The organism is Pseudomonas sp. KCJK8993, assembly GCF_046230915.1.
In the GTDB taxonomy this organism is placed as follows: domain Bacteria; phylum Pseudomonadota; class Gammaproteobacteria; order Pseudomonadales; family Pseudomonadaceae; genus Aquipseudomonas; species Aquipseudomonas piscis.
Map to the genome: position 1 here is coordinate 1 of NZ_JBJJLO010000028.1, position 20,229 is coordinate 20,229.

General features: G+C 64.3%; 22 protein-coding genes. 10 read left to right on the top strand and 12 right to left on the bottom strand.

Going from position 1 to position 20,229, the window contains the following annotated elements; genetic code table 11:
* Together ACK6AU_RS11705 and ACK6AU_RS11710 are read left to right on the top strand one after the other, a co-directional pair.
* Nucleotides 1-637, top strand: a 637-nt coding sequence (locus ACK6AU_RS11705; RefSeq protein WP_409299425.1) for a nucleoid-associated protein, incomplete at its 5' end; no start/stop codon positions are given.
* Complete coding sequence (locus ACK6AU_RS11710; RefSeq protein WP_409299426.1) at nucleotides 637-990, top strand: glutaredoxin family protein; 354 nt, start codon at nucleotides 637-639, stop codon at nucleotides 988-990. The genes ACK6AU_RS11705 and ACK6AU_RS11710, both read left to right, overlap by 1 nt.
* Nucleotides 991-1,006: 16 nt before the next feature.
* Here the strand turns inward: ACK6AU_RS11710 and ACK6AU_RS11715 are convergent, their stop codons facing one another.
* From ACK6AU_RS11715 to ACK6AU_RS11735, 5 genes are all read right to left on the bottom strand, one after another.
* Nucleotides 1,007-1,942 (bottom strand): glutathione S-transferase family protein, encoded by a 936-nt coding sequence (locus ACK6AU_RS11715; protein WP_185699237.1) that lies wholly within the window; start codon nucleotides 1,940-1,942, stop codon nucleotides 1,007-1,009.
* A gap of 87 nt (nucleotides 1,943-2,029) precedes the next feature.
* Entirely contained in the window at nucleotides 2,030-2,350 is a 321-nt protein-coding gene (locus ACK6AU_RS11720) for a GIY-YIG nuclease family protein (protein WP_409299427.1), read from the bottom strand.
* Between the two features lie 52 nt (nucleotides 2,351-2,402).
* On the bottom strand, nucleotides 2,403-2,873 hold the full coding sequence (locus ACK6AU_RS11725; protein WP_185699235.1) for a nuclear transport factor 2 family protein: 471 nt from the start codon (nucleotides 2,871-2,873) through the stop codon (nucleotides 2,403-2,405).
* Nucleotides 2,874-2,971: 98 nt separating this feature from the next.
* The gene (locus ACK6AU_RS11730) at nucleotides 2,972-4,240 is read right to left on the bottom strand and encodes a CynX/NimT family MFS transporter (protein ID WP_409299428.1); all 1,269 of its coding nucleotides are present in this window, start codon (nucleotides 4,238-4,240) and stop codon (nucleotides 2,972-2,974) included.
* A gap of 14 nt (nucleotides 4,241-4,254) precedes the next feature.
* Nucleotides 4,255-4,914, bottom strand: a complete 660-nt coding sequence (locus ACK6AU_RS11735) for a FadR/GntR family transcriptional regulator (RefSeq protein WP_185699233.1) — start codon at nucleotides 4,912-4,914, stop codon at nucleotides 4,255-4,257.
* Nucleotides 4,915-5,170: 256 nt separating this feature from the next.
* On the opposite strand from ACK6AU_RS11735, the gene ACK6AU_RS11740 reads away from it, so the two are divergent.
* The 5 genes from ACK6AU_RS11740 to ACK6AU_RS11760 all read left to right on the top strand — a co-directional run bounded on the left by ACK6AU_RS11740 (nucleotide 5,171) and on the right by ACK6AU_RS11760 (nucleotide 10,358).
* Nucleotides 5,171-5,827 carry an alpha/beta hydrolase gene (locus ACK6AU_RS11740; protein ID WP_409299429.1) on the top strand — a complete coding sequence of 219 codons (657 nt, stop codon included), beginning with the start codon at nucleotides 5,171-5,173 and terminating at the stop codon, nucleotides 5,825-5,827.
* A gap of 96 nt (nucleotides 5,828-5,923) precedes the next feature.
* A complete protein-coding gene (gene rhlB / locus ACK6AU_RS11745) occupies nucleotides 5,924-7,402 on the top strand; it encodes an ATP-dependent RNA helicase RhlB (protein WP_409299430.1) in 1,479 nt (492 codons plus the stop codon).
* A 124-nt stretch (nucleotides 7,403-7,526) separates the two neighbouring features.
* Complete coding sequence (locus tag ACK6AU_RS11750) at nucleotides 7,527-8,480, top strand: ornithine cyclodeaminase family protein (RefSeq protein ID WP_409299431.1); 954 nt, start codon at nucleotides 7,527-7,529, stop codon at nucleotides 8,478-8,480.
* Between the two features lie 34 nt (nucleotides 8,481-8,514).
* Nucleotides 8,515-9,642: an FAD-binding oxidoreductase gene (locus ACK6AU_RS11755; protein ID WP_185699230.1), complete on the top strand. Its 1,128-nt coding sequence runs from the start codon at nucleotides 8,515-8,517 to the stop codon at nucleotides 9,640-9,642.
* 86 nt (nucleotides 9,643-9,728) lie between these two features.
* Entirely contained in the window at nucleotides 9,729-10,358 is a 630-nt protein-coding gene (locus ACK6AU_RS11760; RefSeq protein ID WP_409299460.1) for a transcriptional regulator, read from the top strand.
* 52 nt (nucleotides 10,359-10,410) lie between these two features.
* Here the strand turns inward: ACK6AU_RS11760 and ACK6AU_RS11765 are convergent, their stop codons facing one another.
* From ACK6AU_RS11765 to moaC, 4 genes are all read right to left on the bottom strand, one after another.
* On the bottom strand, nucleotides 10,411-11,187 hold the full coding sequence (locus ACK6AU_RS11765; protein ID WP_409299432.1) for an ABC transporter substrate-binding protein: 777 nt from the start codon (nucleotides 11,185-11,187) through the stop codon (nucleotides 10,411-10,413).
* 213 nt (nucleotides 11,188-11,400) lie between these two features.
* Nucleotides 11,401-11,853: a molybdopterin synthase catalytic subunit MoaE gene (gene moaE, locus ACK6AU_RS11770; RefSeq protein ID WP_409299433.1), complete on the bottom strand. Its 453-nt coding sequence runs from the start codon at nucleotides 11,851-11,853 to the stop codon at nucleotides 11,401-11,403.
* Nucleotide 11,854: 1 nt separating this feature from the next.
* Complete coding sequence (locus tag ACK6AU_RS11775) at nucleotides 11,855-12,097, bottom strand: MoaD/ThiS family protein (protein WP_152896699.1); 243 nt, start codon at nucleotides 12,095-12,097, stop codon at nucleotides 11,855-11,857.
* On the bottom strand, nucleotides 12,094-12,567 hold the full coding sequence (gene moaC / locus ACK6AU_RS11780) for a cyclic pyranopterin monophosphate synthase MoaC (RefSeq protein ID WP_409299434.1): 474 nt from the start codon (nucleotides 12,565-12,567) through the stop codon (nucleotides 12,094-12,096). Before moaC ends, ACK6AU_RS11775 begins: the two co-directional genes overlap by 4 nt.
* Before the next feature lie 188 nt (nucleotides 12,568-12,755).
* Here moaC and ACK6AU_RS11785 point away from each other — a divergent pair, with 188 nt between their 5' ends.
* The gene (locus tag ACK6AU_RS11785) at nucleotides 12,756-13,202 is read left to right on the top strand and encodes a DMT family transporter (RefSeq protein ID WP_085596238.1); all 447 of its coding nucleotides are present in this window, start codon (nucleotides 12,756-12,758) and stop codon (nucleotides 13,200-13,202) included.
* Between the two features lie 6 nt (nucleotides 13,203-13,208).
* Here ACK6AU_RS11785 and ACK6AU_RS11790 read toward each other — a convergent pair whose 3' ends face one another.
* From ACK6AU_RS11790 to ACK6AU_RS11800, 3 genes are all read right to left on the bottom strand, one after another.
* Nucleotides 13,209-14,126: a LysR family transcriptional regulator gene (locus ACK6AU_RS11790; protein ID WP_409299435.1), complete on the bottom strand. Its 918-nt coding sequence runs from the start codon at nucleotides 14,124-14,126 to the stop codon at nucleotides 13,209-13,211.
* A gap of 102 nt (nucleotides 14,127-14,228) precedes the next feature.
* Nucleotides 14,229-15,623, bottom strand: coding sequence for a PhoH family protein (locus ACK6AU_RS11795; RefSeq protein WP_185699225.1), 1,395 nt, complete (start codon nucleotides 15,621-15,623; stop codon nucleotides 14,229-14,231).
* A 356-nt stretch (nucleotides 15,624-15,979) separates the two neighbouring features.
* A complete protein-coding gene (locus ACK6AU_RS11800; protein WP_409299436.1) occupies nucleotides 15,980-17,104 on the bottom strand; it encodes a polysaccharide deacetylase family protein in 1,125 nt (374 codons plus the stop codon).
* 137 nt (nucleotides 17,105-17,241) lie between these two features.
* Here ACK6AU_RS11800 and yaaA point away from each other — a divergent pair, with 137 nt between their 5' ends.
* Nucleotides 17,242-18,021 carry a peroxide stress protein YaaA gene (gene yaaA, locus ACK6AU_RS11805; RefSeq protein ID WP_185699223.1) on the top strand — a complete coding sequence of 260 codons (780 nt, stop codon included), beginning with the start codon at nucleotides 17,242-17,244 and terminating at the stop codon, nucleotides 18,019-18,021.
* A gap of 811 nt (nucleotides 18,022-18,832) precedes the next feature.
* Nucleotides 18,833-20,149, top strand: coding sequence for a nucleotide sugar dehydrogenase (locus ACK6AU_RS11810; protein WP_409299437.1), 1,317 nt, complete (start codon nucleotides 18,833-18,835; stop codon nucleotides 20,147-20,149).
* Nucleotides 20,150-20,229: the final 80 nt, after the last annotated feature.

Below are 20,229 nucleotides of genomic sequence, written 5' to 3' on the forward strand. Positions count from 1 at the left end.
GCTGCACCACAGCGAAGGCGTGGCGGTGACCGACCAGCTGGACGTGACGCCCTCCCGTCACCTGGATCTGGGCCAACTGCACCTGGCGGCGCGGATCAACGTCTCCGAGTGGCAGAACAACAAGCAGTCCAAGCAGTACATTTCATTCATCAAGGGCAAGAACGGCAAGAAGGTCTCGGAATACTTCCGCGACTTCATCGGTTGCCAGGAAGGCGTCGACGGCCCGGGCGAGACCCGCACCCTGCTCAAGGCCTTCAGCGACTTCGTCGAAAGCGAAGACCTGCCCGAGGACTCGGCGCGGGAGAAGACCAAGGCCCTGGTGGACTACGCCAGCAGCCAGGCCAAGCTCGGCGAACCGGTAGGCCTGGAAGAACTGTCGGAGTTGATCGACGAAGACCGGCCGAAGGCGTTCTACGACCATATCCGCAACAAGGACTACGGCCTGTCGCCGGAAATCCCGGCAGACAAGCGCACCCTCAACCAGTTCCGCCGCTTCACCGGCCGCGCCGAGGGCCTGTCCATCAGCTTCGAGGCCCACCTGCTGGGCTCGAAGATCGAGTACGACGAAGAAGCCGGGACCTTGATCATCAAGGGCCTGCCGACCCAACTGACCGACCAGCTCAAGCGTCGCAACTGATGCTCCAGGGGGTCTTGAAGAAATTCCTGCTGATCCTGCTGGTGGTGGTGATCTACCAGCACTGGGGCAAGATCGAGCGATTGTTCGATCCTGGCGCGGCGGTTTCCGAGACCACCCGTAGCCAGGCCCGCGTAGTGCTGTACGCCACCGACTGGTGCGGCTACTGCAAGGCCACCCGGCGCTTTCTCGACCAGAAGGACATTCCCTATCGGGAGTTCGATATCGAGAAAGACCCCAGCGCGCGCCAGGCCTACATCGACCTGGGCGGCGCCGGGATTCCGATCCTGGACGTGAACGGCACCCTGATCCGCACCTACGATCCCGACGCCATCATGGCCGCCCTGCCCAAGTAGCGGCCATGGCAGCAGGTCACTGGGCCTGGATGCCGAACCCCAGGCGCGGGAAGTGCACGTGCACCACGCCGGCGCGCGGGTCCTCGCGACGCAGGATCAGCTCTTCGCTCCCGGCGAACAGCAACTCCCCGGCTACCGGATCGACCCCATAGTCGGTCGCGGCAATCACCACCTGCTGGCCCGCCTTGAATCCATTGGGGTCGACGAAGGCTTCCTGGGGCAGCGGGGCCGGCGTCGCGGCATGCGCCACCGCCAGGGCATCCTCGGCGCTCATCTCGCTGGAGGCGCCGTGGCCGAAATCCAGCACCCGGGCCAGCCAGGCGCAGACCGCCGGGTATTCATCCACCAGCGGCGCGGTCACCGGGGTGCCCTTGAGGAACCACAAGGGGTGGGCCATGGAAATGTCGGCGATCGACGGCGGGCCAAACAGGAAGTCCCCCGGCTCGCGTTGCAACTGCTGCTCCAGGCGCGCCATGAAGGTCGGCCATTGGTGCCTGGCCTGCTCCAAGGGCACCCGGCTGGTAGTGCCGCCACTGAACAGTCCGGCCCGGTCGGCCATGAATGCCTTGACCGCCTCCGGCGGCAGCTTGCCAAAGCGCACCGCAGCCGATTCAGGCTGGAACACCAGGGTCACCGCGTGCTGGAACACCGTGGAATCGGCCCAGGCGGCGAAGATCGCGCTGGTCAGTTCCTGGCCTTCGGGAAACAGTGCGGGGCTGGCTTTTTCCTGCTCCAGACGCCGGGCGATCAATGCCGTGTCGCAATAGATGTCGGCACCGACCTGCAGCACCGGAGTCTTGCGATAGCCACCGGTCAGCGCGGTCAGGTCGGGCTTGGGCATCACCGGGGCGATCTTCACCGAACGCCAGGAAAGCCCCTTGAAACCCAGCAGCAAGCGGGCTTTCTCCGCAAAGGGTGAGGTCGAGTAATGATGAAGGATCAACTCAGACATACCAGGCTCCGCCATGAGAAAAAGAGGCTTGAGCTTAGCGCGCAATCAGCGGATGACCTACGAATTCGACTGATGGGAAACCATCAGTCAGATTGATGATGGCCCGGTCGCTCCCGCCACCAGGCACTCCTTGGCACTCTTCTTGAGCTTCTTGATCAGCCGCTCCTGGCGCAGGGCTTCGCTCTTGTCGCGACAGGCTTCGGTATAGACCAGCGCGACCGCCGGGCTGGAGAGAAAGAAACGCGCGCCCTTGCCGCTTTGATGCTTGGCGAAACGCCGCTGTGGATCGTCGCTGACTCCGCAGTACAAGGCGCCATTGGCCGCCCGCACCAGGTAGACGAACCAGGGTTTGCTGGCCGGCGCCGGTGGCACGGCGCAAGCGACGGGGGACGGATCGGGGTTGGTCACGAAAGGCATCGGGCTTGTGGATAACAAGCCGCGATCTTAACAGAGGATGGCTTCAGCGAGCGCCCTGGAAGGCCTTCAAACCCTTGCGCGCCTGGGCACGCACGGCATTCTTCAGCAGCGGCGTCCAGCCCAGCAGCAAGCCCTTGGCTCCCAGGGCCTGGCGAGCCCAGCGCCACATGTCGAAATGATCGTGGTGCTCGCAGATCTTGCCGTCGCGGAACACGAAACGCGCCTGGATATCGTTGACCACGGTGCGCCCGGTCTGGCTGAACAGGTAGGTCGCCACCCAGTGCGCGCCACCGCTGCGCTCATCGGCGCGCACACTGTCGAAGGTCAACGAGAAATCCTTGGCCCGCGAGGCCAGCATGCGCCACATGTCGCCGGCGTCACGCCCGCGCAGCTCACCGAATGCCGGGTCGCTGAAGAGCACATCCTCGGTGTAGCAGGCACTCATGGCCTCGGCATCCAGGCGCTGGAAAGCCTGGTAGAACTCGCTGATCAGCGCACGATGGGCATCGCTCATGGACAGACTCCGAAGGAACGTGGAATGCCTGCACGATAATCCGCAAACCGGCGGAACACTACCGACATTTGCCGGGCAAATACCACCGGTGAGGCCGCTCAGATCCTTTCGCTTTGCACCTGCACGTAAAGCGCACGGCCAGCGCCCAGCCCGGCGATGATGGCGCCACCGCCCAGCACCGCGAAGATCCAGCCCAGGGCATTCCAGCCACCGGTCCAGTCGTGCACCAGGCCCACCGCGAACGGGCCCATGGATGCCAACGTATAGCCGATGCCCTGGGCCATGCTCGACAGGTTGGCCGCCACGTGGGTATCGCGCGAGCGCAGCACGATCAGGGTCAAGGCCAGGCTGAAGGTGCCGCCCTGGCCCAGGCCCAGCAGGATCGCCCAGCCCCACAGGCCATCGAGCGGCGCGTACAGGCAACCGAACAGGCCGCCCAGGGTCATCAGCATGACGATCACGATGGCCAGGCGCTGGTCCTTGCCGCGGGTCGCCAGCCAGGGCGCGGCCAGGGAGCTGATCAACTGCACGATCACCGAGCCCGACAGCACGAGCCCGGCCTGAGTCGGGCTCAGGCCACGACCGATGAGGATCGACGGCAGCCAGCCGAACACGATGTAGGCCAGGGACGATTGCAGGCCCATGTACAGGGTCACCTGCCAGGCCAGGCGGTCACGCAACAGCCCCCGCACACGATAAGCCACATGGTGGGCGCCGTGCTTCTGCCCGACCTGGGGCAACCAGAACACCCCCGCCACCAGCGCCGGCACCACCCAGAAGCCCAGGCCCATGGCCCAGCTGTCGCCGAGGACATGGCTCAGGGGCACGCTGGCTCCGGCCGCCATGGCGGCCCCCAGGCACAGGGCCATGGTATAGACCCCGGTCATGGTCCCGGCGTGGCGCGCGAAATCGCGCTTGACGATGCCCGGCAGCAACACGCCGATCACGCCGATGCTGGCGCCCGCCAGGATGCTCCCGGCGAACACCCCGACCTCACCGAACGAACTGCGCAGGACGATGCCCAGGGCCAGGGTCAGCAGGATCCCCAGCACTACCCGCTCGGCGCCGAAACGCCTGGCCAGTACCGGCGCCAGGGGCGCGAACAGCCCCAGGCAAAGTACCGGCAAGGTGGTCAGCAAGCCGGCCTGGGCCGCCGACAAGCCCAAGTGCCGCGACACCTCGCTGAGCAGCGGCGCCATGCTCGACAGCGCCGGACGCAGGTTCAGCGCCACCAGGATCAACCCCAGCAGCAACAGCCAGGGGCGACGCAGCACCGGGGGAGCCTGCTGCACCTCTTCGTCGTCGGCCTCGGCGTCGATCAGCAGTTCCGGCGGTGGGGTATGGGGGAGTGCCTGGTGGTTGGACATGGTCGGTCTCGGCTTCAGGATTCGTTGATCAGCTGGCGGGAAATGCCCTTGGCACGCTCGGGGTCGCCTTGCTCGATGGCATCGAGCAGGTGCCGGTGCAGGTCGAAGACGTCCTGGCGGCGCGGGGTGATGTTCAGGCTCTGGCGCAACTGGGCTCCCACCACGCTGGAGAAGTAGCGGTACAGCTGGCTGAGGGTCGGGTTGTGCGCGGCGTCCACCAGGCGTTGGTGGAACACCAGGTCGCAGGCGATGTAGCGCTCCAGGTCGCCATGGAAGTGCTCACTGCTGTCATGCAGCGCCACCTGCAATTCGTGCAGGTCCTGCTCGGTGCGACGCAAGGCCGCCAGGCCCACGGCCTCCACTTCGAGGATCTGCCGGGTTTCCCGGGCCTGCTCCACGGAGCACTGGGACAGGGCCTGGAGCATGTCCAGGGGATCGGCCACCGCCCGCAGGTAACTACCGTCGCCCTGGCGGATCTCGATCAATCCGGAAAACGCCAGGACCCGCATCGCCTCGCGCACCGTGTTGCGGCTGATGCCCAGCTCGGCCGCCAGTTCCGGCTCGGTAGGCAGGCGCTGGCCAACGGCCCAGGCGCCCCGGGTGATCCGCAGGCGCAACTGCTCCAGGGCCTGGTCGACCAGGGAACGCTTGATCAAAGGAGGCATTTCACTCATGGCATTTACTCGTATCATCCAATCATTGGACGAATTTCCCGACATGGTATTCAGGCTTTTCTCGGAGTTCAATGTCCTGTCTTGCTCCTGTACCTCATCCTGCAAGCTGAAGGACATAGCTGGCTATCCCCAGGCCGGCGCCAGCCTGTTAGTGTTACGCCAGCAACCGCTGGCCCTGGCGCCATCCTCACCGATCAACTTGCCGCGCCCCTGGTCCCTGCCCGGGCCGGCGCGCACGCACACAATTGGAGCAACCATGACCCAGCCCCTGACCCTTCAGCCCAGCAAGCCTGCCGATGCCTGCGTGATCTGGCTTCACGGCCTGGGCGCGGATCGCTACGACTTCCTGCCGGTGGCCGAGGCGCTGCAAGAGACGCTGCTGAGCACCCGTTTCGTCCTGCCCCAGGCGCCGACCCGCGCGGTGACCATCAATGGCGGCTACGCCATGCCCAGCTGGTACGACATCCTGGCCATGAACCCGGCCCGGGCCATCAGCCGCGAGCAGCTCGAGGAATCGGCCGACGAGGTCATCCGCCTGATCGAGGAGCAACGGGCCAGCGGCATCGATGCCTCGCGGATCTTCCTCGCCGGCTTCTCCCAGGGCGGCGCGGTGGTGCTGCACACCGCCTTCCTCAGGTGGCAAGGCCCCCTGGGCGGCGTGCTGGCGCTGTCCACCTATGCCCCGACTTTCAGCGACGAACTGCAGCTGTCGGCCAGCCAGCAGCGGATCCCGGTGCTGGCGCTGCACGGTCAGTACGACGAAGTGGTGCAGAACGCCATGGGCCGCACCGCCTACGAACACCTCAAGCAACGCGGGGTCGACGTGAGCTGGCAGGAATACCCGATGGAACACGAGGTGCTGCCCGAGGAAGTTCGCGATATCGGCACCTGGCTGGCCGCACGCCTGCGCTAACCGTCCACCCTGGGAGCACAGGGCGAGCAACAGACTACGCCGCGCCCGTTTCTTGCATTACACTGGCCGGCGTACATTCCTTAACCAATTGATGAGATGACCGTGCTCAAAGCACTCAAGAAGATCTTCGGTAAAAGCGAGGCAGAGCCAAGCGCGCCAAGCCCCAGCGCTCCCATCCCCCCTTCCAGCAGCCGCCATGACGGCCACCAGCCGGAACGGAGCGCGCCCGCTACCGCCACTAAAAAAGAACCGGTGACCACACCGGCCGCCCCTTCCACTCCCAAGGCGCCGCGCGCGGAAAAAACCAAGGCCGAGCAGCGTCGTCCACGCGCCCCGAAACCACCGGTCAGCACCTGGAAGCTCGAGGACTTCGTGGTCGAGCCCCAGGAAGGCAAGACCCGTTTCCATGATTTCAAGCTCGCCCCGGAACTGATGCATGCCATCCACGACCTGGGCTTCCCCTACTGCACGCCGATCCAGGCCCAGGTGCTGGGCTTCACCCTGGCGGGCAAGGACGCCATCGGTCGCGCCCAGACCGGTACCGGCAAGACCGCCGCGTTCCTGATCTCGATCATCACCCAGCTGCTGCAGACCCCGCCGCCCAAGGAGCGCTACATGGGCGAGCCGCGGGCGCTGGTCATCGCGCCGACCCGGGAACTGGTGGTGCAGATCGCCAAGGACGCCGCGGCGCTGACCAAGTACACCGGCCTGAACGTGATGACCTTCGTCGGCGGCATGGACTTCGACAAGCAACTCAAGCAGCTCGAAGCCCGCCACTGCGACATCCTGGTGGCCACCCCCGGCCGCCTGCTGGACTTCAACCAGCGCGGCGACGTGCACCTGGACATGGTCGAGGTGATGGTGCTGGACGAAGCCGACCGCATGCTCGACATGGGCTTCATCCCCCAGGTGCGGCAGATCATTCGCCAGACCCCGCCCAAGAGCGAACGCCAGACCCTGCTGTTCTCCGCCACCTTCACCGACGACGTGATGAACCTGGCCAAGCAGTGGACCACCGACCCGGCGATCGTCGAGATCGAAGCCCAGAACGTCGCCAACGCCAACGTCGAGCAGCACATCTACGCCGTAGCCAGCGCCGACAAGTACAAGCTGCTGTACAACCTGGTCAACGACAACGGCTGGGAGCGGGTGATGGTCTTCGCCAATCGCAAGGATGAAGTGCGGCGCATCGAGGAGCGCCTGGTGCGCGACGGCGTCAATGCCGCCCAGCTGTCCGGCGATGTACCGCAGCACAAAAGGATCAAGACCCTGGAAGGTTTCCGCGAAGGCAAGATCCGGGTCCTGGTGGCCACCGACGTGGCCGGCCGCGGCATCCACATCGACGGCATCAGCCACGTGATCAATTTCACCCTGCCGGAAGTCCCCGACGACTACGTGCACCGTATCGGCCGGACCGGCCGTGCCGGTGCCGACGGCGTATCCATCAGCTTCGCCGGCGAGGACGACTCCTACCAGTTGCCGGCGATCGAAGAACTGCTGGGACGCAAGATCAGCTGCGAAATGCCGCCCACCGAGCTGCTGCGCGCCGTGGAGCGCAAGCGCCCGCAAGCCTGAGTCCAAGCGGACCCGGCCAAGCAAAGACGCAGCCTTCGGGCTGCGTTTTTTTTCGCCTGGATATTGCCCGAATAAACTAAAAGTCCATAATGGACAAATAAGTTTATAAAAACGGAGTACCTCCATGTCCAGCACGCCATTCGTGATTGCCCAGCCCCAGGCCCGCCAGTTGCTCGCGCAACTCGACGTGCCCCGGATCCTGCGCAAGCTGTTCCGTGACCTGGCCGCCGGGCTGGCCGTGCAACCACCGCAACAGCTGGTGGAATTCCCACAGGGCGCCGGAGACTTCATCAACTTCCAGGGCGTGCTGGCCGAAGATCGGGTCTACGGGGTCAAGACTTCCCCCTACATCGTGCGTACCCAAGGCCCGCTGGTCACCGCCTGGACGCTGCTGATGTCCATGGACCACGGCCAGCCGCTGTTGCTGTGCGATGCCGGGGAACTGACCACCGCTCGCACCGCCGCCACCACCGCCGTCGCCGTCGATGCCCTGGCCGGCCCTGGCGCCCAGCGCCTGACGATCATCGGCAGCGGCCCGGTGGCCCAGGCCCACCTGCACTACATCAAGGACCTGCGCCCCTGGCAGGACATCCGCCTGTACTCCCCAAGCCTGGCCCGGCGGTCCGCAGCCCAGCGCGCGCGCCTGCAAGCCCTCGACCCGCGCCTGGTGCTCGTCGACCAGCGCGAGGCGGCCCTGGAGCAAGCCGACGTGATCCTGCTCTGCACCTCGTCCGCCGGGCCGGTGATCGATCCGCGCCAGCTAAAGCGGCCCGCGCTGATCACCTCCATCAGCACCAATGCGCCACAAGCCCACGAGGTGCCGCCCGCCGCCCTGCAGGACATGCAGGTGTACTGTGACTACCGGCGCACCACCCCCGGCGCGGCCGGCGACATGCTGATCGCCAGCCAACAGCACGGCTGGGACAGCGGGGCAATTCTCGGCGACCTGCCGGAGTTGCTCAGCGGCCAGGCCCGGCTGCCCAGCGGCGAACGCCACGTGTTCTTCCGCTCCATCGGCCTGGGCCTGGAAGACATCGCCCTGGCCAACGCCCTGTACCACTTGCGCCGCCAGCAATGAGCACCCGTTACCTGAATCCTTTGCGGAGTTTCGAATGACCGAGGCAGACTTCATCATCATTGGCGGCGGTATTGCCGGAGCTTCCACCGGTTACTGGCTGTCGCGCCATGGCCGGGTGCTGGTGCTGGAACGCGAATCCCATCCGGGCTACCACTCCACCGGCCGCTCCGCCGCCCTCTACACCGCCGCCTACGGCACGCCCCAGGTCCGCGCGCTGACCCTGGCCAGCCGGGCGTTCTTCGACCAGCCGCCCGAAGGCTTCTGCGAGCATCCGCTGCTGAGCCCGCGAGGCGAGATGACCGTGGACTTCGACAACGCCCCCGACGAGTTGCAGCGCCAGTACCTGAGCGCCAAGGCCAGCGTGCCGCAGATGCAACTGCTCGACGCCGACGAAGCTTGCGCCCGCCTGCCGATCCTGCGCCGCGACAAGGTCCACGGCGCCCTCTACGACCCGACTGCCAGCGACATCGACACCGATGCCCTGCACCAGGGCTACCTGCGCGGCATCCGCCGCAACCAGGGCCAATTGCATACCGATTGCGAAGTCCTGGGGCTGGAGCGCGATGCCCAGGGCCACTGGCTGGTACGCACCAGCGACCAGACCTTCAGCGCCCCGGTGCTGATCAACGCCGCCGGCGCCTGGGCCGACCAGGTCGGCGTCCTCGCCGGCGCCCGCCCCCTGGGCCTGCAGCCCAAGCGCCGCGCCGCGTTCATCTTCGCCGGCCCGCAAGACCCGGACTGCCAGCACTGGCCGATGCTGGTCAGCCTCGACGAATCCTTCTACATGAAACCCGATGCCGGCCTGTTCCTCGGCTCCCCGGCCAACGCCGACCCGGTGCCGCCCCACGATGTGCAGCCGGAAGAACTGGACATCGCCCTGGGCATCCACCGGATCGAGGAAGCCACGACCTTGAGCATCCGCCGCCCGACCCGGACCTGGGCCGGCCTGCGCAGCTTCGTCAGCGATGGCGACCTGCTGGCCGGGTTCGATCCGCAAGTGCCCGGGCTGTTCTGGGTAGCCGGCCAAGGCGGCTACGGCATCCAGACCTCACCGGCCATGGGCCAGGCCAGCGCCGCCCTGGTACGCGGCGCCGCCCTGCCGGAGGCACTGGCGGCCTTCGGCCTGGACGCCGCCATGCTGTCCCCCGCCCGCCTGGGCTGATACCCCGGGATGACGCGCCCGGACGATTGCGGCACACTCCCAGCGCCCGCCAGCGGCGGGCGCTGAAGCCGCCAGGAGTACCACCCATAGCCAAACCCGCCAAGGACCCTGCCCTGGACAATTTCCGGGCGATCGCCGACGCCATTGCCACCCTGTTCTTCCCCCACGCCGAAGTGGTGCTCCACGACTTGCGCACGCAGAAGGTCGACTACATCGCCAACAATCTGTCCAAGCGTGAAGTGGGTGACGATGCGGCCCTGGAAGACATGCTCAGCGGCGACAGCGATGAACGGAACATCGGCCCCTACGAAAAGCTCAACTGGGACGGCCAGAAGATCCGCAGCCTGAGCACCGTGCTGCGCGACGCCAAGGGCCAGCCGCTGGCGGTGCTGTGCATCAACCTGAACATCTCGCTGTTCGAGAATGCCAAGGCCGCGCTGGACCTGTTCCTCTCCCCCAGCAAGCTGATCCCGCAGCCGGACTCACTGTTTCGCGATGACTGGCAGGAGCGGATCAACACCTTCCTGCACAACTGGCTGCGCGAGCGCCAATTGGGCCTGAACCTGCTGACCCGCGACCACAAGCGCGAACTGGTGCTGGCGCTGCACGCCGAAGGCGCATTCAAGGGCAAGAGCGCCGCCAACTATGTGGCCAACGTGCTGAACATGGGCCGGGCGACGGTGTACAAGCACCTCAAGGAACTCAAGGCGCAGTGATCCTCGACGAGCGAGCGCCCCTGGCAGCGATCGCTCGCAAGCACCGGCGACATCAGTCGCCGTAGATATCCGACTTGAAGTACTTGGCCTGGATCTTCTGGTACTCGCCGTTGGCGCGGATGCCGGCGATGGCCTTGTCCAGCTCGCCCACCAGTGGCTCGTTACCCTTGCGCACGGCGATCCCGGCGCCCTCGCCAACGTACTTCGGATCCTTGAGCTCCGGGCCGACAAAGGCATAGTCGGCGCCGCGGGGCATGGCCAGGAAGTCCTCCAGCGGGATGGTGTCGGCGAAGATCGCATCCAGGCGCCCCGCCGCGAGGTCCATGTAGATCTCTTCGTTATTGCTGTAGCGCGTCACCTTGATGCCCTTGGGTTCCAGGACCTCGGTGGCGTAGCGGTCGGTGGTGGTGGAACGCTGCACACCGATGGTCTTGCCCTTGAGGCTCTGGTACTGGTCGTCCACCACCGCGCCTTTCTTCATCACCAGGCGCGACGAAGTGAAGTAGTACCTGTGGGTGAAATCCACCGACTTGCGGCGCTCGGCGGTGATGGTCATGGACGACAGCGCGGCATCGATCTTCTTCACCTTCAGCGATGGAATCAGCCCATCGAACTCGACCTCGGTCCACTCGCAGTTGACCTGCATCTGCGCGCACAAGGCATTGCCGATGTCGTAGTCGAAGCCAGCGATCTTGCCTTCGGCGGTCTTGAAGGCGAAGGGCGGATAAGCGGCCTCGATCCCGAAGCGCAGGGTCTTCTCGGCGGCCGAGAGCTGGGTGCACGCCAACAGGCCCAGGACCAGGCCACCGATGAGGGGGAGTTTTTTCATGTTCGTTCTCTCGCGAATTGTTGTTGGTTTGGCAAGACAGAAAGAAGAGGTGGAACGGCGCAGCTGTTTTGTACTTTTAAATCCATACTGGACTTTAATGTACATATCGTCAACGGGGCACGGCAACACCTGTACCCGGTGGCCACCAGGAACAGGCGCGCAGCGTGTGAGGTTTTGCACAAGGCGCAGGAAGGCGCCAAGGCCTGTGCTGGATCAGTCTTCCCAGCGCTCGGCGGCGGCCTGGTCGCTGTGCCGGCCTTCGACCCAGCGTGGGCCATCGGCGGTCTGTTCCTTCTTCCAGAACGGCGCCCGGGGCTTGAGGTAATCCATGACGAAGGCACACGCGTCGAAGGCCGCCTGGCGATGGGCGCTGGCCGCGGCGACGAAGACGATCGGCTCACCCGGGGCCAGGGCGCCGATGCGGTGCAGGATCTCCAGCTTGAGCAACGGCCAGCGCTGCCCGGCCTCCTCGGCGATCTTGGCCAGGGCCTTCTCGGTCATGCCCGGATAGTGCTCGAGGAACATCCCATGGACATCCTGGCCATCGTTGAAATCACGCACGTAGCCGACGAACCCCACCACCGCGCCGACGCCGACATTGGCCGCGTGCATGGCATTGAGTTCGGCGCCGGGATCGAATGCCGCGTCCTGTACCCGAATGCCCATGTCAGCCTCCGGTCACGGTGGGAAAGAACGCCACTTCGTCGCCATCGGCCAGGGGTTCGGCCAACTGGCACAACTCCTCGTTGCGCGCGCACATCAGGTTCTGCTCCCCCAGCACCGGGGCGCCTACGCCCTGCAGCAGGTGCTGGCGCACATCCTCGACGGTACGGAACTCGCCGTCGACCTGGGTCTCATCCAGGCCGATGGCCTCGCGATAACGGGCAAAGAACTTCACCTTGATCTTCATGCCGGCTCCGCCTGGTAGTGGCCGCTCTTGCCGCCGAGTTTCTCCAGTACCCGCACGCCCTCGATGGTCATGCCCCGGTCCACGGCCTTGCACATATCGTAGATCGTCAGCGCGGCGACGCTGGCGGCGGTCAGCGCTTCCATCTCCACCCCGGTCTGCCCCGAGAGCTTGCAACGCGCCACGATATGCACGCTGTCCTCGCCCTCGGCGCGCAGCTCGACCTTGACGCTGGTGAGCATCAACGGATGGCACAGGGGGATCAGCTCGCTGGTCTTCTTCGCCGCCTGGATCCCGGCGATCCGCGCCACGGCGAACACATCGCCCTTGGGATGACCGCCGCTGACGATCATCTGCAAGGTCTGCGGGAGCATGCGCACCCGGGCTTCGGCCGTCGCCTCGCGAAAAGTCACGGCCTTGTCGGTGACGTCGACCATATTGGCGCGCCCTTGGGAATCGAGATGAGTCAGCACGGCGTTACTCCTGATCAGGTGGGGCGATTGTAAACCCGCAGGTCAGTTTTCCGCACGGGACAATCTAGCGCCGCCAGGGCGCTGCGGCCGGGGATCGACCCGACGAATAGCCCGCATCAGAACAGCGAATTGGAGCCGCTGCCGGCATCCGCGTACAAGGTCAGGCAACGACACAGAGGAACCTCTTCATGGCCTTGCTTATCCCGATCCTGCTCAGCCTGCTCGCCGGTTTCGCCGTGCCCCTGCAGGCCGGAACCAATGCCCGGCTGGGCAGCCTGCTGGGGCACCCGCTCTGGGCCACCGGCCTCTCGCTGCTGGTGAGCCTGCTGGCCCTGGGCGTGCTGCTGCTGTTCATCAAGGTGCCTCGGCCCAACCTGCTGGCCGCCGCCCAGGGGCCCTGGTGGATCTGGCTCGGGGGCCTGGCGGGGGTGCTCTACATCACCGTGGCGCTGCTGATGGCGCCGCGCCTGGGAGCGCTCAACTTCATCATGGCGGTGATCATCGGCCAGCTGCTGATCTCGCTGATCATCGACTACTTCGGCCTGGTGGGCCTGCCGCAAAAGGACATCAGCCTGCAAAAGCTCTTCGGCGTGCTGGTGGTGATCGGCGGTTTCGTGATCACCGTCCGCGGCTGACGCCCCTCAGGGGCCGGCCACGCTGGCCAGGCGGATCTGCTCGCGCAGCCAGGCATGGGCCGGGTCGTCACGGGAGCGCCCATGCCAGATCTGGACGAAATTGAACGCCGGCACCTGCATCGGCGGCGCCAGGCGCACCAGGCCGCCCTCCAGCGCCAGCTCATCCAGGGTACGACTGGCCACCGTGAGGATCAGGTCGGTGCCACGGATCATCCCCGGCGCCGTGCCCCAATGGGGCACGCTGACCACGATCTGGCGCTGCAAGCCCTTATCCCGCAGGCGATGATCGACTTCGCCGTTGAAACAACCATCCATCGACACCTGCAAATGCGGCCGGGCCAGGTACTGCGCCAAGTCCAGGGTGCCATCGGGGCCCAGGGTCGTGCGATCCAGCAGGCAACTGAAGGTCTCCTCGAACAGCACCTCCTTGACCACCTCCTCCGACAGGTCGGGAAACACCCCCAGGGCCAGGTCCAGCTTGCCCTGCAGCACTTGCTCGAACATCTCGTGGCGGCTGCCCTGGGTCACCACCACCCGCATCAGCGGGGCCTCCTGGCGCAGGCGCACCAGCAACCGGGGCAGCACGATCGCGGCGCCGTAGTCGGACATCGCCAGGTGGAAGATGCGCTGGGACGCGGCCGGGTAGAAGTCGATGGACTTGCCCAGCAGGGTCTCGATCTGGCTGAGGATTTCCTTGAGCGGCGCTTGCAGGCTGCGGGCCAGTGGGCTGAGCAACACATCGTTGCCCTGGCGGATCAGCAGCGGGTCGTCCAGGAGCGAGCGCAACTTGCCCAGGGAGTGGCTGATGGCCGGCTGGCTCAGGTGCAGGCGCTCGCCGGTGCGGGTCACGTGCTTCTCCGTCAGCAGTGCATCGAGCACCACCAACAGGTTCAAGTCGATATTGCGCAGGGAAACAGTGGCCATCCGGGCGTTCCAGGTTCACGGCGGGAACGCAGGATACTCCAGAGGCCGGGGGCGGATGCAAAACGGGCGGCCCGAAGGCCACCCGTGGCAGGTGTGAGGGAACTACAGGTGGCTTTCGGCGTATTCGGCCAGGATCGAGCGCGGCACCCCTTGCAGGGTGATGTGCACGCCGTTGGGGAAGTCCTTGAAGCGTTCGGTGAGGTAGGTCAGCCCGGAGCTGGTGGCCGACAGGTAAGGGGTATCGATCTGTGCCAGGTTGCCCAGGCACACCACTTTGGAACCGGCGCCGGCACGGGTGATGATGGTCTTCATCTGGTGCGGGGTGAGGTTCTGGCATTCGTCGATCAGGATCAGGCTCTGCTGGAAACTGCGACCGCGAATGTAGTTCAGGGATTTGAACTGCAACGGCACCTTGCTGAGGATGTAGTCGACGCTGCCATGGGTGCTCTCGTCATCCATGTGCAGGGCCTCGAGGTTGTCGGTGATCGCGCCGAGCCAGGGCTCCATCTTCTCCGCCTCGGTGCCCGGCAGGAAGCCGATCTCCTGGTCCAGCCCCTGCACGCTGCGGGTGGCGATGATGCGCCGGTAGCGCTTGCTGACCATGGTCTGCTCGATGGCGGCGGCCAGGGCCAGGATGGTCTTGCCGGAACCGGCGGCGCCGGACAGGTTGACCAGGTGGATGTCCGGATCGAGCAGCGCGTACAAGGCCAGGGCCTGGTAGATATCACGCGGCTTCAGGCCCCAGGCCTCCTGGTGCAGCAGGGGCTCCTGGTGCAGGTCGAGGATCAGCATCACACCGTCGCGGATCTCCTTGACCCAGCCGACGAAGCCCTGCTCGTCGATGATGAACTCATTGATGTGCACCACCGGCAGCTCGTCGTTCAACTGCACCTGGTGCCAGGTACGGCCGTGATCCTGGCGGGTCTCGACCTTGCTCACCCGGTCCCAGAACGAACCGCTCATGTTGTGGAAGCCGTTGGGCAACAGCTCCACGTCGTCCACCAGCTGGTCGGTGCTGTAGTCCTCGGCGGCGATCCCGCAGGCCCGCGCCTTGAGGCGCATGTTGATGTCCTTGGTCACCAGCACCACGGACAAGTCCTTGTTGCGCGCGTGCAGGTCGACCAACTGGTTGATGATGATGTTGTCGTTGAGGTTGTCCGGCAGCAGGCTGTTGGGTTCGTTGCGCTTGCTCATCAGGATCGACAGCAAGCCCTTTGGCTCGCCCTTGCCACGCTGGATCGGCACCCCGAGCTCGACATCCTCGGGCGAGGCCTCGCCCAGGGTCTTGTCGATCAGCCGAATCGCCTGGCGGCACTCGGCGGCCACGCTGTGATGCCCGCTCTTGAGCTTGTCCAGCTCCTCCAGGACGGTCATCGGGATCACGACATGGTGTTCTTCGAAATTCAGCAGGGCGTTGGGATCGTGAATCAATACATTGGTATCGAGTACGTAAAGGATTGGCTGGTTGGAGGAAGGGCTGCGTCCGCGGTCATCCATACTCGGTCACCTTATGTGGGAGCCAGTCGACGCCATACCATCGGGTATCGCGCCTCGAAGGACCACCGAAATCCACCCATCCGGGCTGGAGGTGAGCCGCACACAAGGAGTCTTGGGAGACGCCACCTGTGTTGCAGGTTTCGGCGGTCTGAGTCCGTAATACTCCAAAAAGCGTGACAGGAAAAAGCACTTTGAAGCTTTTTTGATGTTTATTTTTCAGAGTGACGAATAGCCCTTGGCGAGCGGCCCGGGCGCCGCTAAAGTCGGAAGTCCGCCTGCCTCGAAATCCCTTGCGGATTTGCCCTTTTCCCCTGGTTTTCCTGCCCGGTCCCGTATTTACGGGCATTTTGCGTTTTTCAGCGAAACGCGTCCTGGCAGTCTTCCCAACCGATCCCGCTTTGCGCGGTCTGTCCCAGCAACCAGGGCAGGCTGGCCTTGACCCCATCCTGCTTGGCATTGAAGGCAATCACTCCACGGCGCCACAACAGCATCAGGGTCAGTACCCGCTGGCCGCTCTCCTGGGCCTTGAGCTTGCCCGGGCCGTCCTGGGCATCGATGTCCCACAGCGCCACCTGCATGCCCTGGGCATTGAAGAAGGCCTGGGCGTCGGCCCGGCGCTGGCCCATGGGTGGGCGGAACAGCGGCACGTAGTTTTCCGGCAGCTTGCCCTTGACCAGGTCGGCACTGCGCTGGATCGAGTACTGCCAATCCTGCCAATGGCTATGGGAACGGAACTCCCAGCCCTGGACCCCGACGCACTGCTGCGAGTACAGCGCTTGCAGGCTGGCCACCGAAGCCTTGTCCAGGCGGCCCTGGATATCGTTGCCCAGGACGAAGAAGGTGCCGTTGAGGTTGGACTTGCGCAGGTACTCGGTGAGCCAGGCGGTGTTGTCCGGCGCCAGGTTGGCGGCGCTGTCGAAGGTCAAGAGGAACATCCGGTCATGGAGTTCGTCGCCATTGCGCTCGTAGTCGCCCAGGCGCAAGACCTCGCTGCTGGTCTGCGGCGTCAGGGCGGCCTTGCGCAGCAACTCGTCCAGGTACTGTTCATGGAAGGTCCGGCTCGGCTCGGCCCAGCGGGCGTAATAGGAGTCCTCGCCCAGCTGGAACTTGCCGGCCTGCTTGCGCAGTTGTTGCATGTTTTCCACCAGGAAACAGAAGGACGCATCCTGGTCGCAGCTCTGCTGGGCGAAGTCGTAGTTCTCCAGCAGGCGCTTCCACAGTTGCTCGCGCAGGCTGCCGATGGCCTCCATGTTGATCATCCGCAAGCCCAGGCGCTGCTTCAAGGACGCCTCGTCCCAGGCTTCGCTGACCAGCAAGGCGCGGGCGAACGTGAGGATCTCGGCCCGCGAGGCAACGTCGAACAGGGTCGGACTGTCGAGCTTTTCCGGCCAGGTGCTGCGGTCCAGGGTCGCCACATCATTGGGCGCCGCCAGTGCACTCAGACTCAAAAGCCAGGCCGAAAAGAAAAACGCGATACGCAAAAGGGATGCCTCCAGAACAGAACCCGCGCGGCACTATAGCCGATCCCCACCCGCGCCACGCGTCAGCTATTGCCTCGATAGGTGGAGTCCGGCGGCCCGAGCCCCTAGAATCCCCCGACGCTTAAAGGAGACGCCCCATGCTGATGGTGATTTCACCCGCCAAGACCCTCGACTACGAGACCCCGCCGGTAACCCAGCGCTTTACCCAGCCGCAGTACCTCGACCACTCCCAGGAACTGATCCAGCAACTGCGGGAACTGACCCCGGCGCAGATCAGCGAACTGATGCACGTCTCCGACAAGATCGGCGGCCTCAACGCCGCGCGCTTCGGCAGCTGGACCCCGGCCTTCACCCCCGCCAACGCCAAGCAGGCCTTGCTGGCGTTCAAGGGCGACGTCTACACCGGGCTCGATGCCCAGACCCTGGGCGAGGCGGATTTCGATTATGCCCAGCAGCACCTGCGCATGCTCTCCGGCCTCTATGGCCTGCTGCGCCCCCTGGACCTGATGCAGCCCTATCGCCTGGAAATGGGCACCAAGCTGGCCAACGCCCGGGGCAAGGACCTGTATGCATTCTGGGGCACTCGCATCAGCGAATGGCTCAACGAGGCCCTGGCCGAGCAAGGCGACGACCTGCTGCTCAACCTGGCGTCCAACGAGTACTTCTCGGCGGTCAAGCGCACGGCTCTCAAGGCGCGGATCATCAACACCGAGTTCAAGGACCTGAAGAACGGCCAGTACAAGATCATCAGCTTCTACGCCAAGAAGGCCCGGGGCCTGATGAGCCGCTTCGTGATCCAGGAGCGCATCGACGATCCGGCCCGACTCAAGCAGTTCGACCTCCAGGGTTATCGCTTCAGCGCCGAGCAATCCAAGGCCGACAACCTGGTCTTTCTGCGCGACCACGCACCGCAGTAAAGCGTTCCCCCTGCCGCGCTCGTTTTCACGGCGAGCGCGCCAGAATGTGATCCCCTGCACATTCTTCCCACACCGCCAAGTCATTTTTTTGGCGCCATAAAAATTTCATCTATTTCCATGACTTTTCTTTCACTCGACAAGAGTGATTTTTTTCAGTAGTGGCACCACTTTTTTTATTCGGTAGTGGCACAAAAATATCCCACCGCTTTAACTCCCCAGAACTAAAGGGCCAAACCCTTAGTGCTATCAAATTGCGAGCAGTGCCATCTTTCTCGATATTTCAAGAAATTTCAGAAAACAGGATGAGCGGGCAGGAACTATGCCTGCGAAGACCGCTCATACCACCGGTAACGATTCTCAACGACAGCGTACGAGATGACTTACACGGACACCCGGAAAACTAAATAACTTACGAAACCGCTTCCAACGGCGTAACTCACACTTTAACTAACGGAATAAAAACAGGAGATAAGAGCCCCAACTATCCCCTAACAAGCCAAGGAACAGCTGGCCTTCAAGGCCTCCCTGCAAGCAACTGGAGAGCACGGAACACGTGGCATCCAGCCATCCACAGGAACGTGGATGATTTCCGGGAGACCTGCAGCAGGAGCCGCCGGCAACATTCAAGGGCACATCGAAACAACAAGGATCGGTTGCGCACAACTTGAGTGAACTTATTTAATCACTCGCAACTTAGTCTGCCTGCACAGGATATTACGGCGTCTTTCGCTGTACTTCACAGTGCACAACTACAGCTGGCAAACATTAACTCCGGCCATCTAATGGCGTGAATAACACGGAGGTAAATGCGATGCGCATCAGCATATTTGGTTTGGGTTACGTCGGTGCAGTCTGTGCCGGTTGCCTGTCCGCTCGGGGCCATGAAGTGGTTGGCGTAGATATTTCCAAAGACAAGATCGACCTGATCAATGCCGGCAAGTCGCCGATCGTCGAACCGGGCCTGGGTGAACTCCTGGAGCAAGGAATCCGCACGGCCCGCCTGCGCGGCACCACCCACTTCGCCGAAGCCATCCGCGATACCGACCTGTCGATGATCTGCGTCGGCACCCCGAGCAAGAAGAACGGCGACCTGGAACTGGATTACATCGAATCGGTATGCCGCGAAATCGGTTTCGTCCTGCGCGACAAGGCCACCCGCCATACCGTGGTGGTGCGCAGCACCGTCTTGCCGGGCACGGTGAAGAACGTGGTGATCCCGATCCTCGAGGACTGCTCGGGCAAGAAGGCCGGTGTCGATTTCGGCGTCGCGGTCAACCCCGAGTTCCTGCGCGAAAGCACCGCGATCAAGGACTACGACTTCCCGCCCATGACCGTCATCGGCCAGCTCGACCAGGCCTCCGGCGACATGCTGCAAGCGCTCTACGAAGAACTCGACGCGCCGATCATCCGCAAGGACATCGAGGTCGCCGAGATGATCAAGTACACCTGCAACGTCTGGCACGCGACCAAGGTCACCTTCGCCAACGAGATCGGCAACATCGCCAAGGCGGTGGGCGTCGATGGCCGCGAAGTGATGGACGTGGTCTGCCAGGACAAGACCCTCAACCTGTCCCAGTACTACATGCGCCCGGGCTTCGCCTTCGGCGGCTCGTGCCTGCCCAAGGACGTGCGTGCCCTGACCTACCGCGCCGGTGCCCTGGATGTACAGGCGCCACTGCTCAACTCGCTGATGCGCAGCAACGAATCCCAGGTGCAGAACGCCTTCGACATCGTCGAAAGCCACGACAAGCGCAAGGTCGCCCTGCTCGGCCTGAGCTTCAAGGCCGGCACCGACGACCTGCGGGAAAGCCCGCTGGTGGAGCTGGCAGAAATGCTCATCGGCAAGGGCTTCGACCTGCGCATCTACGACCGCAACGTCGAGTACGCCCGGGTCCATGGCGCCAACAAGGACTACATCGAATCGAAGATCCCCCACGTCTCGTCCCTGCTCGACTCGGACTTCGACGCCGTGATCGAACATTCCGACCTGATCATCCTGGGCAACCGCGACGAGAAGTTCCGCCCCCTGGTCGAGGACGTCCCCCACGGCAAGCAGGTCGTCGACCTGGTGGGCTTCATGTCCAAGCCGACCTGCGCCCAGGGCCGTACCGAAGGCATTTGCTGGTAACGGCAGCGGCAAGCTCCGAGCTTCAAGCCGCAAGTGAGAGCACCGCGCTTGCAGCTTGCCGCTTGGAGCCTGCAACTGAT